Origin of the sequence: Sphingobacterium humi (genome assembly GCF_009768885.1) — a bacterium.
GTDB classification, from domain to species: Bacteria; Bacteroidota; Bacteroidia; order Sphingobacteriales; family Sphingobacteriaceae; genus Sphingobacterium; species Sphingobacterium humi.
This window is the reverse complement of the sequence record NZ_WSQA01000008.1, coordinates 20,723-37,811: the sequence shown is the minus strand read 5'-3', so window position 1 is coordinate 37,811 and position 17,089 is coordinate 20,723. Positions and strand designations below refer to the sequence as shown.

The 17,089-nt window shown below is 39.2% G+C and carries 11 protein-coding genes; 4 read left to right on the top strand and 7 right to left on the bottom strand.

Going from position 1 to position 17,089, the window contains the following annotated elements:
- Window positions 1–5: 5 nt before the first annotated feature.
- The 6 genes from GQF63_RS11585 to GQF63_RS11560 form a co-directional block, all read right to left on the bottom strand.
- Window positions 6–1,463 (bottom strand): PKD-like family lipoprotein, encoded by a 1,458-nt coding sequence (locus tag GQF63_RS11585; RefSeq protein WP_160369397.1) that lies wholly within the window; start codon window positions 1,461–1,463, stop codon window positions 6–8.
- Window positions 1,464–1,479: 16 nt separating this feature from the next.
- Window positions 1,480–2,238 carry a DUF4843 domain-containing protein gene (locus tag GQF63_RS11580; protein ID WP_160369396.1) on the bottom strand — a complete coding sequence of 253 codons (759 nt, stop codon included), beginning with the start codon at window positions 2,236–2,238 and terminating at the stop codon, window positions 1,480–1,482.
- Window positions 2,239–2,242: 4 nt separating this feature from the next.
- Complete coding sequence (locus tag GQF63_RS11575; RefSeq protein WP_160369395.1) at window positions 2,243–3,667, bottom strand: RagB/SusD family nutrient uptake outer membrane protein; 1,425 nt, start codon at window positions 3,665–3,667, stop codon at window positions 2,243–2,245.
- A gap of 4 nt (window positions 3,668–3,671) precedes the next feature.
- A complete protein-coding gene (locus GQF63_RS11570; protein WP_212592556.1) occupies window positions 3,672–6,953 on the bottom strand; it encodes a SusC/RagA family TonB-linked outer membrane protein in 3,282 nt (1,093 codons plus the stop codon).
- 173 nt (window positions 6,954–7,126) lie between these two features.
- Window positions 7,127–8,275 carry a FecR domain-containing protein gene (locus GQF63_RS11565; protein WP_160369393.1) on the bottom strand — a complete coding sequence of 383 codons (1,149 nt, stop codon included), beginning with the start codon at window positions 8,273–8,275 and terminating at the stop codon, window positions 7,127–7,129.
- Between the two features lie 98 nt (window positions 8,276–8,373).
- On the bottom strand, window positions 8,374–8,973 hold the full coding sequence (locus tag GQF63_RS11560) for an RNA polymerase sigma factor (RefSeq protein ID WP_160369392.1): 600 nt from the start codon (window positions 8,971–8,973) through the stop codon (window positions 8,374–8,376).
- 180 nt (window positions 8,974–9,153) lie between these two features.
- On the opposite strand from GQF63_RS11560, the gene GQF63_RS11555 reads away from it, so the two are divergent.
- The gene (locus GQF63_RS11555; RefSeq protein ID WP_170292232.1) at window positions 9,154–10,161 is read left to right on the top strand and encodes a LacI family DNA-binding transcriptional regulator; all 1,008 of its coding nucleotides are present in this window, start codon (window positions 9,154–9,156) and stop codon (window positions 10,159–10,161) included.
- Between the two features lie 29 nt (window positions 10,162–10,190).
- On the opposite strand, the gene GQF63_RS11550 is transcribed toward GQF63_RS11555, so the two are convergent.
- Window positions 10,191–10,418 (bottom strand): hypothetical protein, encoded by a 228-nt coding sequence (locus GQF63_RS11550; protein WP_160369391.1) that lies wholly within the window; start codon window positions 10,416–10,418, stop codon window positions 10,191–10,193.
- 580 nt (window positions 10,419–10,998) lie between these two features.
- On the opposite strand from GQF63_RS11550, the gene GQF63_RS11545 reads away from it, so the two are divergent.
- Genes GQF63_RS11545 through GQF63_RS11535 form a run of 3 tightly spaced genes read left to right on the top strand, consistent with a single transcriptional unit; the run spans window position 10,999 to window position 17,080 of the window.
- Window positions 10,999–14,004, top strand: coding sequence for a SusC/RagA family TonB-linked outer membrane protein (locus GQF63_RS11545; protein ID WP_160369390.1), 3,006 nt, complete (start codon window positions 10,999–11,001; stop codon window positions 14,002–14,004).
- A gap of 20 nt (window positions 14,005–14,024) precedes the next feature.
- Complete coding sequence (locus GQF63_RS11540; protein ID WP_246163494.1) at window positions 14,025–15,554, top strand: RagB/SusD family nutrient uptake outer membrane protein; 1,530 nt, start codon at window positions 14,025–14,027, stop codon at window positions 15,552–15,554.
- 23 nt (window positions 15,555–15,577) lie between these two features.
- Window positions 15,578–17,080 carry a DUF4886 domain-containing protein gene (locus GQF63_RS11535; protein ID WP_246163491.1) on the top strand — a complete coding sequence of 501 codons (1,503 nt, stop codon included), beginning with the start codon at window positions 15,578–15,580 and terminating at the stop codon, window positions 17,078–17,080.
- Window positions 17,081–17,089 lie beyond the last annotated feature (9 nt).

Here is a 17,089-nt window from a genome sequence, read left to right as displayed (position 1 = left end):
TTTTTTTAATTGTTTCTATTTCTATAATCAATATCTACGATTTCATCAAATCCTGTAAACTTTCGGAGAACTTTCTGCGTAATTTGGCCATCTGACTCAATCGAGTAAAAACGAAGTTCTCCTGCCCCTCCCGAATTAACTGCAACAACCAATTCTTTATTATAGGAATCATGTTTATCAAGTTCCCAGGATCGCTGTTGATGCACTTGGAAATCGCCTAATTGTTCATTAGCAGCTAATTGAAGCACCAAACTCGCCTGATTTGTTTGTAAATCATACTTGTAGATATTACGTGAGGTAGCATAATAAAAAATAGGTCGATCGGTAAGAGCCGAGAAGAATTTGGCCTGATCAAACTCTGCTGCAGTTTGAAGAGAAACTTCTTGCTTTGCTTTAGCCATAGCAGATACAAATTGCGCTATGGTATAAATAGAAAAGCTGCCTGTATTCGGATCTTTCATGATGTATAGCACTTCATCATTAGCACCATTCATAGCTGCTATCGCTGTTTTACCAATACTAGCTAGATTAAACTGGTTTGCCGGATTTGGCACCATTTCTAAAAGGTTCCGCGTGCTATATCCCATTCTTAAAAATCGTTTTCCCTTGTTATCATAAAAGATGGAAGAAATCGCATTATCTGTAGCTACAAAAGGAAATATTTCATAATCTTGTGTATAGGCTAATGGATCTGAATAAGTATTGGATGACCCACCAAAATCCGGCCCAATATTACCATAGACTAGTCCGTTATTAATCAAAAAGATATCCGTTGGATAACCCGCTGCCTTATAAAAGTTCATTCCAAAATAGAAGTCCTTCTTTGGAGAAACCTCTCCTGGAAATATCGTTTTTTTATCACCATTGATGAATAGATCATCCGCATTCATACGGTAAACATTATCATCAGTGGCTACAAAAACAAAACGTAGACCCTTGTTTATGGCAGCACTTACTTTACGGATGGGGACAGACCAATTCGTTTTACTAAAACTCTCTTCTACTTTATAAAAAACCTCTCCATCTTCCCGAACAAAGTTTAAATGCCCTTTTCCACCTTTATTAGCAGCGATATAATAGCCGTTATATAAGGTACTATTCACAATTAAGTTCAAAGATTTATAACTACGCACTTTAGTTTGCGAATCTATTGCTGTGAATAATAAGGAATAATTCCCTGGAGTTACATCAATTTCCTTATCCAAATTTTGTTCTGTACTGATTATAAATTCTTCAGTTTGCGAGTACAACTTCCATTCATAGGTATAAGAAGCGTTTGGATTTAATGTAGATTGTACTTTTGGCTGAATTTTCAGCACTTTGGTTTGTTCAATTTGATACGTATCAGCATCAGTTTGAATGGTCAATTCATTAACCTCAGCCTGCTTATAATTATTCTCCTCTTTCGTACAGCTGGAAAAACCTAGCAAGACGAGTAGAAGGAATGTATAGTTAAGTTTCATAATTTCTTAGCTTAATTTAGAATGATATTTCTTGTCCGTTTTCGTCTACTTTCCTGAAGCCATACTCTGCTTCGTAGGCATCAAGTGCTATATTCAGTTTTTGATACATATTAATGATATCAGCATAAATATATTTACCGCCATATGGAACAGTACGAAAATCATTAATACCTAAAACTTGAATCATAAACAATAACCGTTCACTGGAATAAGCACCAAAATAATAGGTAACATCGGAGGTCCAATTACCAGGCTTGCTCACAATGGAAGTGATATTCAACTTAAATGAACTATGGCTTCGTGCCCCTTTTGGAAATTCATTTGCTGTTACTTTCACATAGTTGCCCGAGGCACCTGTTTGAAAAATCCCATTATCCGCAACTTTTAATTTTAACTGAAAGATTTCCTTATTCATGTTTTCAGTTTTATAAACCACAATAGGATATAAGAAAGTAACCGCCTTGGCCGGGAAGCTCATTTTAGTGAAATCGAAATGAATTCCTTGTTTGGCTGTAGAAATGGGATCGATATCCAATTTAAATTCCCGCTCTTGTTCGCTTGGCCAGCCCGTAAGCATTAGTGGGATATAAACGGTATCTTTTTCCTTAGGTACAATATTCAGCGCAAAAGTATAGTTCAAACTATCGGTGGTGATATCTGTAGTTTCTGCGAAAGTGAGCCCCGATCCTGCAGAATAAACTGATAACTTATCTTTTTGACAGCTCATGATTATACTGAGTAACACGAAGCTGTAGTATAATTGTATTTTTCTCATGGGTTTAATAGCTTGGATTAAATTCTAATTCAGCATCCGGAATTGTTACTTGATAATTCTGTGGAGTTATTTGGGCAGACTTGAACAACATGTTTGTGGCACCGATTCTTTTGTAATAATAAAACGTTTGCCCTTCTGCATAAAATTCCTTCAGATATTCTTTGGTAATCTCTGCTCTCAAGAGTTCCTTAGTATTAATTTTTTGAGTGCTTAAATCGTTTATAAGGCCTCTATTTCTACGAACAGTATTCAAATGCGCTAGACTTTCCTCGATCGTAGTAGCACCTTCGGCCATCATGTAGTACAATTCAGACATGCGAAATAAGGGCACCGTTTGATCCAAACGATTCGTTCCCGTAGCACCGGCCCAAGTTTGCCAATATTTAGAGGTAAAATAGGTAGCTCCATCAATTTCAATCAAATTTTTAAAACGATAATCCTTCGTTTCAACAGCAACTGTGCTTTCAAATAAGGTTCTATAGTTTGCTATGCTTCGGAATAATCGATTACTAGGCAAAGAAGATTCATAAAAATATACCTTACCAACCCCAACACCTGTTTTCACCCATCGTTCCATATCAAATACCCGGATAGCAAAAATCAATTCATCTGAAAATAATCGATCTTTAATTTTAACATCCGTTGTCGTAATGGCAGCAGGTTTTACAAAGGTGAAAATACCGGATTTGATGATTTCTTCCGCAAGTTGTTTTGCTTCTAACGATTTACCCAAATATTGAAGAACACGTGCTTTAGTTGCCAAAACAGCATAATGGTTCATTCTATATTTTCTGGAGACATTGCCTTCCATGATGGGATCATTCTTCAATAAGGTTACAGCATCATCCAAATCTTTGAGAATTAATTCACAGTTTTCTTGAATCGTTAATGCTGGTTCAGAAACGGTATTAAAGTTTAAACGATAAGGGATAGCTTTTCCTGATGCATTTATATCTTGACTACCAAATAACCGTAACAAATCAAAGTGCAGGTATGCTCTTAAGCCCAAAGCCTCACCTTTAATTAAAGCATAATTATCTCCTGTAAATACGGACTTCTTAGCATCGATATAGCTCAACATATTATTGATCGTTGCAATTGTAAAATAACCTTTATTCCAAATATCACGGGTATAAGCATTATTGGCATATAAGAAATTACTGCTATTGTAAAGTGTGTTGATTGAAGTTAAGTTATAGTTTTGTGCCATAGCAGACACAACGCCCATCGTCAAGTTATCGCCATATAATTGTTGGCTTGCCATACTAACGTAAATACCGGTAAGGCCTTGTTTAAAACCGACTTCATCAGCGTATAACTTTTGGTCGGAAACACTTGATTTTGGTTCTACTTCCAAAAATTTAGAACAACTGCTTAGGAGCAGTAAAGGAATGCAGCAAAGTGCTATAGTTATAAATTTCATTTTCATAAGATTAAAAGCTAGCTCTTAAGGATAATGTATAATTGCGGTAAAATGGATTATTAATTCCTCTTTCAATTTCAATGCTACTGAAACGGAATAAATCATTAGTAGAACCCATTAATTTTAAACTATTGAATCCCATTTTTTTAATAAATGGCTGTTTCACTAACGTATAACCAAGTGATAAGCTCATGAGACTTAATGTATTATCATCTTGCACAAAGCGAGAGGTAGCACGTGTTGGCGAATTCGTATTATAAATACTAATAAACTTATAGATACTTTGGTCTCCAGGTTGTTTCCAACCAAAGTCATACGCTCTTCTATCTACGTTATTAAGAACGGAAGCATTTTCCACACGATCTGCTAAGGTTTCATTATACAATTGACCACCAAAGCGATACTCCAATAAAATATTTAAGTCAAAGCCTTTGTATAGAAAGTTCGTCCCGATAGTTCCTCGTAAAATTGGATCAGTATTTCCATAAGCTATTTTATTGGTTGAAGACCAATTGGCAACAGGATTACCAGCAAGATCTAGGTAAATTTCACGTCCTGTCGCTGGATCAATTCCTAATGATTTAACCACATAAATGGTGTTCATCGATTGTCCTTCTTGAAACTGAATATTAGGAACCGTTTGTTTTTTATTAGCTTCTGAACTTGCATTGAGTTTATCATTACTGATTTTCAAGGAGTTTGAAATCTCAACTAAGGTATTTTTATTATGTGCAGCATTAGCAAAGATGCTCCACAGGATGCCTTGTTCTTTATTCTCAAATGCTTTAAAACGTCCATACAGTTCGTAGCCTTCATTTCTGATCTTTCCTAAATTTTCAAAATAAGAGGATAAACCTACGGAAGGTGCTAAAGAAACCGGAATAATGGTGTTATTGGTTAATCCACGATAATGATCGAAACGCAGCTCTAAACGCTCATTTAAAAAGGAAGCATCCAAACCAATATTCCATTCCCTTTTTTCCTGCCATCCTAAATTCGGGTTACCGATATTTTGCAAAACGGAGCCTAGTTCACCATCATAAATATATTGGCCCAAAAAAGAATACCTGGTTTGAGAAGAATAGGCCGGAATATTTAAAGATCCGGTACTTCCGTAGCTACTTCTTAACTTCAACCGATTTACAGCTGTCAAATCCTGCATAAAGGCTTCATGATGCAAATTCCAGCCCGCTCCTAAGGACCAGAAAGTACCATATCTTTCGTTAGTACCATATTGCGAAGAACCATCCCGTCGGATTGAAACATCAAAAAGATACCGGTTGGCATAGCTATAGTTACCATTAAATAATAAACCTAAGCGATTCACAATACTCTCATCCCCTAAAGGCTTTGCATTCGGCTCGTATTGGGTTGCATATAATAAATGATCTAGCTTATCATAGCCAAAACCTACGGCCTTTACCCGATAAGAATCATAAGTCCGACTGGCTAAATTTACACCTACGGTACCAAGTAATAAACTTTTACCAAACCGTTTATTATAGTTTCCTAATACATTAAACTCATAATTAAGCAATTCACTATTCATTTTGTTGTAAGACCCTTTTAATTTTGGATCTGCAACTTGACCGAAGGATGTATGTTGGGCGGGTAAAAATTGATCAGCTTTTCCCATTTCTTTCCCTATACTAAACTGAGTTTCAAAGAACAAACCATCCATGGCGTTATAACGCATTTGAAAATTGTTTTGAAAGCCAAACAAACCTTGTTGGTCGATCGTGTTCAACGAGGAATTAAATAATGGATTTGTTATTCTACTGGAATAACCATCTTCAAAGCTGATGTCCTCCAAATAAAATTTAATTTTTCCATCATTATCATATGGAGACCAATAAGGATTCATTTGCACATAACTATTGAAGCTTCCATAATTAGATTCATTGGATTTAGTTTGATAAATACGTATCGAGTTACTAAACAACAACTTGTTAGTACGATAGGATAAATCAAACTGGCCGGAATAATTTGTTCTATCCTGATTTTTCATCACGCCATTTTGAAATCCAGCAGTGGCTTGCACGCCATAGCGAATTACATCATCCCCACCAGAAAGGTAGAGCGTCGTACGGTTATTTATTCCGTTCTGAACCGGAATTTGTAGCCAATTGGTATTGATCCCTCCTTCAGCAGCCTTCAATCGAAGGTTATAAATTTGATCCTTTTGAATTCTTCGAATGGGACTTTCATCGGTATATAATAAAGCTTGTTGTTCAAAATCCAATTTCTCCTGCGCATTTAATAAGTTATAAACACTTAAATCAGGCGTATTTATACCGAAGTCATTGTTCACCACAAGTCTGAGTTTACCTTTTTCTGGAGCCAAGGTTGTCACAATCATAACGCCATTTGCAGCTCTGGATCCATACACAGAAGTAGCAGAAGCATCCTTTAAAATGGTGATATCCGCAATTAAGTTAATATCCAGATCCATAATCCGTTCGATGCCGACTTCAAAACCATCCAATATAAATAAGGGTTGATTTGGGCGTTGCGAAATTTCTCCACTTAAATTTGGAAAACTATTCTGTCCTCGAAGTTGAATTTCAGGAACATGATTGATATTTCCACCATTTAGGTTATTGGCAACAATTTGAAAGGAAGGTTCAACCGCTGAAATAGCCTTAAAAATATTTGTAGGATTGATTTTTTTAAGATCCTCCCCTTTCATACTTATTGCAGAACCTGTAAAATTTTCTTTGGGCCTGCTAAAAATTCCATTTACAACAACATCTTCCATTTGCACAGCTTTTGAATGCAACACAATTTGTGTCGCAGACAAACTGTTTACAGCCATTGTTTTCGATTCAAAACCTATCATCGAAATGAGAAGCTGATCGGGCAATTCAACCCGAATCATGAACTTACCTTGCTGGTTACTGGCTGTTTTAATCCCAGAATTTTTGGAAGTTATTGTCGCATTGGAAATAGGTTTCCCTTGATCGTCAAGCACAAATCCATGCAAAATTTCTTGTTGCTGAACCGAAGCAGCCCCATTGCTGCTACCCACACGCACTACACTTCCCTGACTTGGTAATTTAGAAAGTATTACCTCTTTTCCTTCAATTTTATATTGAATACCTTGTTTCCGTAAGGCATGATCTAACACTTGTTCAATGGTCATTTTTCGACCATCAAAATGGACCGGATTCGCATTATCCATAATATCCTTTCGAATAAAAAACGAATAACCGGATTGCTCTTTCAATAAGCTAAATAACTCCCGTAAAGTCATATTATCATGCTTTATCTGGAGAACTTGTCCATAGGCCATGGAGACCAAAGAAAAGCACAAGAGCACGAAATAGGCCATCTTACCCTTCCTAAATAGGCAGGTAAGGCACGACTTAATCGGAGCTAATCGTAAAAACGAAGCTACTTCTTTCATAGTTAATAATAATTTGTTTTTAATTAATGATTGGTTTCTTTTCTAATTAGGAATGCAGATTAGTGAACTAACAGGATTCTTCCTTTTAATTCCATTTTTACCCCAGAATCTGCAAATGCCTTCATTATATATTGCAAGGAATTTGAACGATTTAATTCACCATAGAATTCCAACCTCGGAATTGCGCTGGCATACACAACCTGAATATCATACCAGCGTTCTAATTGACTCATGATTTCAGGAAAAGGCATGCCTTCAAAATTAAACTTGTTGTCCTTCCAGGAAACAACGGCCATAACATCTGCTTTTTTAATAGTAATAACAGCGGCATTGATAGGTTGAATGGCCTGTTCACCTGGTTTTAGTATAACCGATTTATTCTTGTTGTTCAGAAATTTAACAGATCCTTCCAGGAGACTCGTTTTGGTAGCCATAGAATTTTCATATGCATTGACATTAAAATGAGTTCCTAGAACCTCAATGCGATTTCCATTGGAGAGTTCCACAATAAATTTTTTATGCTTATCCCTCGCGACTTCAAAGTATACTTCGCCTTCAATTCGGACAGTACGACTGTCACCAGTAAACTGGGAAGGAAAATGAATGGATGATTCAGCATTCAGCCAAACACGGCTTCCATCTGGTAAAACGGCCTGATACTGCCCCTTTCGAGGTGTTTCTAACGTATAAAATTGTACTTCACTTCCTGTTTGGAAAACTGACTCTCCATTTTCATAAGTCAATCCTTCTTCTTTACTACATAATTGAGATTGTTTTTCATCAAGGATGATTTCCTGACCAGCACTTAACCGTAAGGTAGCTTTATTGCCTCCAGCAGCAACATCATAAAAAGCAATTTCTGTTGGGTTTACGGATTGCTTGTTTCCAAAATAAAAATAGGCCGAGAAGCAACATATTAATACAGCGGCTGCAGCTACATAAGGATAAAAACGTTTTAACAAACTAAGCTTAGCGACAGGAGAAGGAATACGTGCTTTTATCTTTTCATCAACCCTTAATACTAGCGCCTCAATTTCTTCAGGATGTGAAAATTTTTCATTATCCAATTGTTGCATAATTAAAGAATCGAGCAAAGTCGATTGATCAGGATCGGAAAAATAGGTCAACAACAACTGATATTCATCATGGTTAATACTATTGTTGATGTATTTCTGTAATAAGATTTCTAATTCGGGCTTATTTATCACTGGTTATTTTTTAGCTAATACGGAGCAACATGAAAAACCAGCAGCTCTGGTTTTCATTTTTTTTACTTTTTTTTAAAAAACAACTGTAACAAATTGATTTAAGGGATTTTATTTATGAGGATGGAAGAAAAAATCAAGACCATCAGAGTGATGGAGCGATCGTAATGTTGGAAAATAAATCGATGAGCTCGACTAATATGATCATTTACGGCACTTTCAGAAATCTGTAACAAACGACTAACCTCCGCATAAGATTTCCCTTCTAATTTACAAAGCGTAAAAACTAATTTCCGTTGTGCTGGCAGCGCTTCTATCGTTCGCATCAACTCCTTATCTTTCAGTAACTGCAGTTTTAAAGCTTCCGGATATTCTACCTGCGCAATATTATCCCATACCACTTGCATCAGCTCTCTATCCTTGGCTAAACGACGAAAATAATCATTTACTAAATTTGTCCCTATCCGGTATACATAAGATTTAAATGATTTTTCAGGATCTATCAGGTGCCTCTTTTCCCAAACACGAACAAACAATTCCTGCAGCATCTCTTCAACCAGGTCGGTAGATTTAAGTAAATTAAAAAGGTTACCCGCTAGCTGATATTTATATCGATGATATAAATAATCAAATGCATCTACTTCCCCGTTTTTTAATCGGTTCAGGTAATTTCGCTCTTCGATATGGGAGGATTCGTTCAATTTAAAGGTTTCTTAAAAAAGCGAATTAATAAAATCTTTCCTAAAATATCAAATCCTTTCCTGCTTATCAGTCAATTCTTAATTCGATATCAGCTCCCCCCACAGCTCTCCTAATTTCCAATTACGTATTGTAAACTCCGATTACGTTCCGTAATTTACGTCCGTACCAATACGTGAATTATGATCAAGAAAGGATTTGGGATTAAGAATATAGCCGAAATGCTCGGCATATCTGTGTCAACTGTTTCCAGAGCCCTCCGCGATGCCCATGATATTAATCCTGAAACTAAAGAAAAGGTATTAGCCCTTGCCCGCGAACTCAATTTCAAACCCAATAAAAATGCGTCCGCCTTAGCCTCAGGGAGTACCAAAAACATCGGAGTCATCATTCCATTTATCACCAATTACTATTTCAGCACTGTGATATCAGGTATACAGGAAGCTGCCTTTGAACTCGGTTACAACATCATCCTTTTTGTTACTAACGATGAAATGGAACGCGAGCGCAATCTGATTGAAAACCTGGATACCACGAGTTTAGATGGTTTATTAATTTCCATTTCCGCAAACTCTTCTGTTGTAGAGCAGTTTGAAACCTTATTAAAAGATGATTTTCCCATTGTCTTTTTCGACCGCGTACCTAAAGATATCGCAGCATCTAAGGTGATGCAGAGCGATTTTGAAGGCGCTTTTATAGCAACAAATCATCTTATTGAAAAAGGCTATCAACATATTGCTCATATTGCCGGTCCGGAAAATATGAACTTCAGTAAAGAACGCCTTCGGGGCTATCTAACTGCCCTTCAACGAGCCCGTATCCCCATTCAAGAAGACCTCATTATTTATTCAGGATTTACCCAGCAACATGGCTTTGATGATGTAGAAGCACTATTGGCGAGTGGCGAAAAAGTAGATGCTATTTTTGCGGTAAATGACCGTAAAGCCATTGGTGCCATTTTAGCCTTAAAGAAAGCGGGGATAAAAGTTGGTGAAGAAATAGGTGTTATTGGCTTTACGAATGACCCGATCTCTACCATTGTAGAACCCAACCTGACTACGGTGGAAGAACCCGCCTTCGAAATTGGCCAGCAAAGTTGCCAGCTTTTAATAAAACATATCAAAAATAAAGATTATGAACCCCGCTCGGTAATTATTCCTTGCAAACTCATCAATAGAGATTCGGCTTAATTCAATCTTTTTTCCAACCTTTCACTCCCCTATTTTACCATGCGATAATATGTGCTGCGGCTGATATTCAATAAACGACGAATATCAGCCGCATCTAATAAATGCGGATAGGCAGGCTTGGCTGAGGAAGGGGAATCGCTTTTGGAAGACAGGGTTTCCGCATCTAGGGAATTAGAAATCGTTTGTTGTAGCCCTTTTTCTATGAGAATATGAATCTTCTCTAACAGGAGGCATACGCGTAAAAGTTCTTGCTTCATCGCATTGGTATTAATGAACACCTATTTAATTAGCACCACTCTTTAGAGTTATTTATTGATTATCAACAAATCGTAGCCTTCAAATTAATCTTTTTCCATGGAGCTTGCCCTAAAATGAAGGTTAAATAAATAAAAGTATTTTGTTAAATAACATTCGGTTAACCTAAAATACCTTGAAAAACAAATAGCTTTGACTTAAATCAACAACGCATGTCTTTTACTGCTTTACAGGTCTTTTTGAATCCTAAACGGCAGCAAATTCACCTATATTCAAAACATCTACAGCCTGACAGGATACTCAAAACAACCTGATAGTTTATTGAAATTCACTACATCATTACCTCTCTCGATATATTGTGTATTATCAACACTAAGCGCAGAAGAATGAGAGGTAACTATGCGTTTTAAATAGCTATAAATCAACTATATAAATGATAGCAATTTAAAAATTGAGCAGTACCCTAATTCCTGATGTAGTAATGTGTAAATAAATAATTTGGTTCCAAACATATACATCACAATATTTGTTATAGTTATATTAAATCTAGGTTACCTATTATAAATCAAAATCCAAATCCATATGAAGCATCTATACGTGTTTTTATGTTTCGTATTTAGCGCAAACCTCTTATTTGCCCAGAGTACGATCTCCGGAACAGTAAAAGATAGCCAATCGGCTAACGTGATTCCGGGAGTAACAGTCATACTAAAAGGGAAAGGTGCCAGTACACAAACTGATGCTGCCGGTCGATTTACCCTCACGGCCTCCCCTACTGACTCGCTTACTTTTACCTTTATCGGTTATGTTTCGCGTACGCTTCCTGTAGGTGATCAAACCTTTTTCAACATCTCCTTACAAAGTAGCGACCAGTCTTTAGAAGAAGTGGTTGTGGTGGGTTATGGTACGCAACGTAAAATTGACCTCACCGGTGCTATCGCGCAGGTAAAGGGGGAAGAAATTGCGAATATGCCCAATGCCAACCCGATCAGTTCCCTACAAGGTAAGGTGGCAGGTTTAACCATCTCCAACTCCGGTACACCGGGTGGAGCACCAACGGTTCGTATTCGGGGTATCAATAGTACCAACAACTCCAACCCGCTTTATGTGGTGGATGGAGTATTGCATGATAACATCGATTTCATTTCGCCACAGGATATTGAAACCATCGACGTACTACGTGATCCATCTTCCATTGCTATTTATGGTCTTCGCGGTGCCTCGGGGGTAATTGCTGTGACTTTGAAAAAAGCAGCTCGCGGACGTACAGCGATTAATTTCACGGGGTCTGTAGGCGTCAATAAAGTAAATGACCGTATTGAGCTGGTGGATGCTGCCGGATTTAAAGAATTATACGATAGACAATTGGTAAACCTGGGCAAAGCACCTTTCGATTACAGCAAATACACGGCAAATACAGATTGGCAGGATTTGGTGCTTCGTTCAGCATTCAATAGCAACAATAACCTAAGCATCTCGAATTCTGGTGAGAAATCATCGACGCAATTTAGTTTAGGCCATAGTAAACAAGAGGGTGTGGTACGTAATGGCGACTATGAGCGCTTTACTGCCCGTCTAAATCAAGAAATTAAAGTTTCGGAACGAATTCGAGTTGGTGGTGAAATTGCCGGTTCTTACTGGAAGATGAAACCAACGAATGCCTCATTGACCAATGCCTTATGGGCAGCACCCATTGTGGATGTGCAATATGATGAAAGAACCTATTATGCGATGCCAAGCTTTCAACGTGCGCAGGTGGGAAATCCGATTGCTTCCTTAAACCGCATGGATGGCACTTCGCTACAACGTGGTTACCGTTTTGTGGGTAGCCTATTCGGGGAAATTAAAATATTAGATAACTTAACTTGGAAATCGACTGTATATACCGATTTAGGGTTTAACAATTCCAGAGGTTACTCTCCATTAGCCACACGCTTTATCTACTTAGGTGAAAATGGTGGTGCGGACTCCTTCTTCCAGGATGATCGGGTGTATACATCCGTAAATCAAGCGGCACAAGAATACAGACGCTTCCAACAGGATCATACCCTAACTTGGGAACAATCTTTCAATGAAGACCATCGTTTAACCGGAGTAGCAGGTTTTACGACGGTTTATAATGATAATACCGGCATTAGTGGTACACGTCGTGACACGACATTAAATGTGCCTAATGACCCTAATTTCTGGTATTGGGATATTATTAATGAGAACTCCAATCCAAAAGGCGATTACGCAGGTAATGGGTCTAAAAATTCTGTCGTTGGTCTTTTTGCCCGTGCGAATTACGCCTTTAAGAACAAATATTTAGTGAATGCCACCATTCGTCGGGATGGTAGCTCTAAATTCGCTCCTAAAAACCGTTGGGGAACTTTCGGATCCGTAGGTTTAGGCTGGGTTGTGTCGGAAGAAGAATTCTTTAAAAGCATAGAGAAAATCAATTTCATGAAACTTCGCTTTGCCTGGGGTAAAATCGGTAACTCCAATGGTGTAGCCGATAATGTGTATTTACCGGGACTTACCAATGGTGCTACCGCTATTTTCGGCGATAATATCTACAGTTCTGTGGCTCCGGCTTATATTCCCGATCCGAACCTGCATTGGGAAGTGGTGAACGGGATGGATTTAGGCTTGGAATTGAAGGCTTTCAATAGTAAATTGAGTGCGGAAGTGAACCTCTATGATCGGACGACTTCTGATATCCTTACCTCCTTGACCTTACCATCGTTACAGACCTCCTATTTTACCAACTTGGGTAAAATTACCAACCGCGGTATCGAGGTGACATTAGGATGGAACAACCAAGTGAATGATTTTAGTTACGGTATCAATGCCAATTATTCGTACAACAAGAACTTTGTAAATTCTATCGGTGATAAAATCGACTTTAAGATTACGGGAAATGAGGGGGCGAACGTGACAGAAACAGGCAAATCCATTGGGTATTTCTATGGCTACAAACAGGTTGGTATTTACCAAACGCTTGCGGACCTAGATAAGATGCCGAAATTTGCTGACTCTGCGCCTGGTGATATTGCTTTTGCAGATATCAATGGCGATGGCAAAATTGGCCCTGAGGACAGAACTTACCTAGGAACTCCATTCCCTCCCCATAACTTCGGGATCAACTTAAGCTTTGGCTATAAGAACTTCGATTTACAGGTGGAAGGCCATGGTGTAGCAGGCAATAAAATCTATGCACAACGTAGAACGCGCAACTTTGCGGATTTGAACTATGAGGCAAATCGCTTGGATGCTTGGACTGCTCCTGGAACCAGCAACGTAGAACCTATTCTGGATAACAGCCGGGGTAACAACTACCAATTCAGCTCTTATTTCTTAGAGCCGGGCGACTTCTTCCGGATTCGTACTTTACAATTAGGCTACAGCTTCGGCGATGCTTTATTGGAGAAATCCATTATCCGTAAAGCGCGGGTATTTGTAAGTGCGCAGAACTTGAAAACATGGAGTAAAGTAACAGGATATACACCGGAAGCTGCGATTTCCAGCATTATTGCTGGCGGTACAGATAATGCGACTTATCCACTACCTGCAACTTACACCTTTGGAGTTAACCTATCTTTCTAACCAATTAAAGAATGTACATCATGTCAAAATATTTAAATATAGCACTGGCCTTAGGATCGTCAATCATCCTATTCAGCAGTTGTGAGAAGTTTTTAGATACGGCACCCCAAGGGAAATATACCGAGGATAATTACCCTTATCCGGAAGGTGGTAGTACGTATGATCAGTATATTTTTCCAGCCTACAACGATTTGCGGAGTTACTCCGTGCATGTGGACGGCTTTGTGAATGCGACCAGCATCCGCAGTGATGATGCCGATAAAGGAAGTACCGCATCTGATGGTGGTGCTGATGTTATCGCGATGGATAACTTTCCTGTATTGCCATCCTCAGGGCGGGCGAATTCCTTATGGTTGGGCTATTATGGGTTGATCAATAAGACAAACCGGGCCATTCACTTAATGGATTCTGTTCAGAATCCGAATCAGGATGAGGCGATGAAGATTCAAACCGAAGCAGAGGCGAAGTTTATCCGAGGCTACTCCTACTTTATGTTGGTTCGTTTATTTGGTTCGGTGCCTAAGTTCGACAAATGGTTCGAAGATCCGGCCAGCCAGAATAACATCCCTCAAAGTACAGCAGGAGAAATCTATGCATTTATTGAGGAGGATTTAAAGTTTGCTGCGCAGAACTTACCCGATGTTTGGGATAGGCAATATATTGGTCGTGCTACGAAGGGAGCAGCAAACGGTATTTTAGCTAAGGTTTACTTGACGCAGAAAAAATGGCAACCGGCTTACGATGCTGCCAATATGGTGAGAGGTTCCGGGCTATATGATTTATCGCAGTCGTATGCTGAAATATTCTCTGAAAAGGGTGAAAACGGGAAAGAATCGGTGTTTGAAATTCAAGGTACGGCTTCTGCTGACCAACAAACTGCAAATGGTATTCAATATGCCAACTTGCAAGGCGTGCGCGGATCAGGGAACTGGAACTTAGGCTGGGGATGGAATGTGCCGAGCCCAGTTTTGGAAGCTGCCTATGAAGCGGGCGATCCGCGGAAAGCAAGAACGATCTTGTATTCCAGTACGACAGCAACCAAGCACTTCTCTTTATTTAATGAGCAAATGCCGGTATACCCTTCAGAAGTACCTAATCCGATGTATAACCATAAGGTGTTGAGCGATCCTGCTTTACGCAATAGCATTAGCCGTGGATCCTGGTGGATGAATATTAGGATTTTACGCTATGCTGATATCGTCTTAATGATGTCGGAAGCAGCGAATGAGCTTGGCAGAACCGATGAGGCTCGGACTTTATTAAATGAGGTTCGCGAGCGTGCTCGTCGTGGTGCAGCTACGGGGGTATTGCCGAATGTGACGAATACAGACCAAGCAGGTTTGCGTGATAAAATCCGTCATGAGCGCCGCATTGAATTGGCCATGGAGCACGATCGTTTCTTTGATTTGGTAAGATGGGGAACTGCACAAACAGCCTTACACGCTGCCGGCAAGACCAACTTCCAGAATTCCAGAGATGTGCTATTGCCTATTCCGCAAGCACAGATCGATATTACCAAAGGTGTTTTGAAACAAAACCCAGGCTATTAATCCTTTATTAAAAGATGAAATCTATGAATAAGCTATTCACTAAAATATCACAAAGTATCCTTCTCCTCTTTATGATGGGTATGGTACTTTCCTGCAGCAAAGATGGAAATCCGAATGGATTGCCTGACGCTGATATATCTCCCTCTTTAGTGGCTCCGAATGATGATGTTATCCGTATTCTAGCCATTGGTAACAGCTTCTCGGAAGATGCGATTGAATCACATCTATACGAATTGGCAAAAGAAAGCGGTAAAACGGTTATCATCGGGAATCTGTATATCGGCGGTGCTTCCTTAGACTTGCATAAAAGAAATGTAGAATATGACGGAGCAGCCTATGAATACCGCAAGGTAGGCATAGACGGCGTCAGAAAGGTTTACAAAAAGATCTCTATTGGTACGGCCTTAGTCGACGAGCATTGGGATTACATTTCCTTCCAACAGGTTAGTCAGAACTCCGGGCAATTGCAATCGGTAAAAGATGCCTTGCCAACTGTATTTAACTTTGTTAAAGAGAAGGCCTTGAATCCTGAGGTACAGTTTATTTACCACCAAACATGGGCCTATGCGAAGTCATCTACCCATGAGGGCTTTTTGAACTATGATAAGGATCAAATGAAGATGTACCAAGCCATTGTGGATGTTTCTAAGCAGGTGAAAGATATCGTGCCAATTGGTATTGTTGTGCCTGCCGGTACGGCCATCCAAAATGCGCGGACTTCCTATATGGGCGATCAATTCACTCGCGATGGCTATCACTTAACCATCCCTTTCGGACGCTATATTGCGGCCTTGACCTGGTTTGAGACCTTGTTCAAGCAAAATGTGGTTGGCATGGCTTACCGTCCAGAAGGGGTATCGGAAGAGGATGCTGCTTTAGCTCAAAATGCGGCGCATTTTGCCGTAGAGAAACCGTATGAAGTAACTGAATTAACCGAATTCCAAGGCGGTAGCAGTGGCCCATTAACCAGTGCGGTATTAATCGACTTTGGTAATAATGCAGCATCGGAACGTTGGAACCAAATTAATAGCTTCCTCGCAGGAACCGCTGTTAATATGAAAGATAGCTTAGGAAATCTTTCCGGCATCCAATTGGAAATCACCGAACGTTTTAATGGGGTGAATGCGGATGGTCCTACCGTGACCACTACACCATTGAATATGCCGGCGAATGTTTCGAGATACTCGTATTTTGGAAACTCTAAAGCTGCATTCGGAGGCATGACCATCGTGAAAAGTACCTTTGTACTTTCCGGTTTAGACAAGAAATTAACGTATAATCTATCCTTCTTTGGCGCGCGTGGCAATGTTTCTGACAACCGCGAGACCAAGTATATCTGTAAGGGTGAGAATGAAGTGTCAGTGGCTTTAAATACGTCTAGTAACAATAGCAAGATTGTTGTTGCCAAGGATATTAAGCCTGATGCTGAAGGAAAAATCACCGTAACAGTTACTGCCGGAGAAAACAATACAAATGGCACAGGGTTCTTTTATATTTCTGCTGCCCGCCTGATGTCAAATAATTAGGGCAGCTAT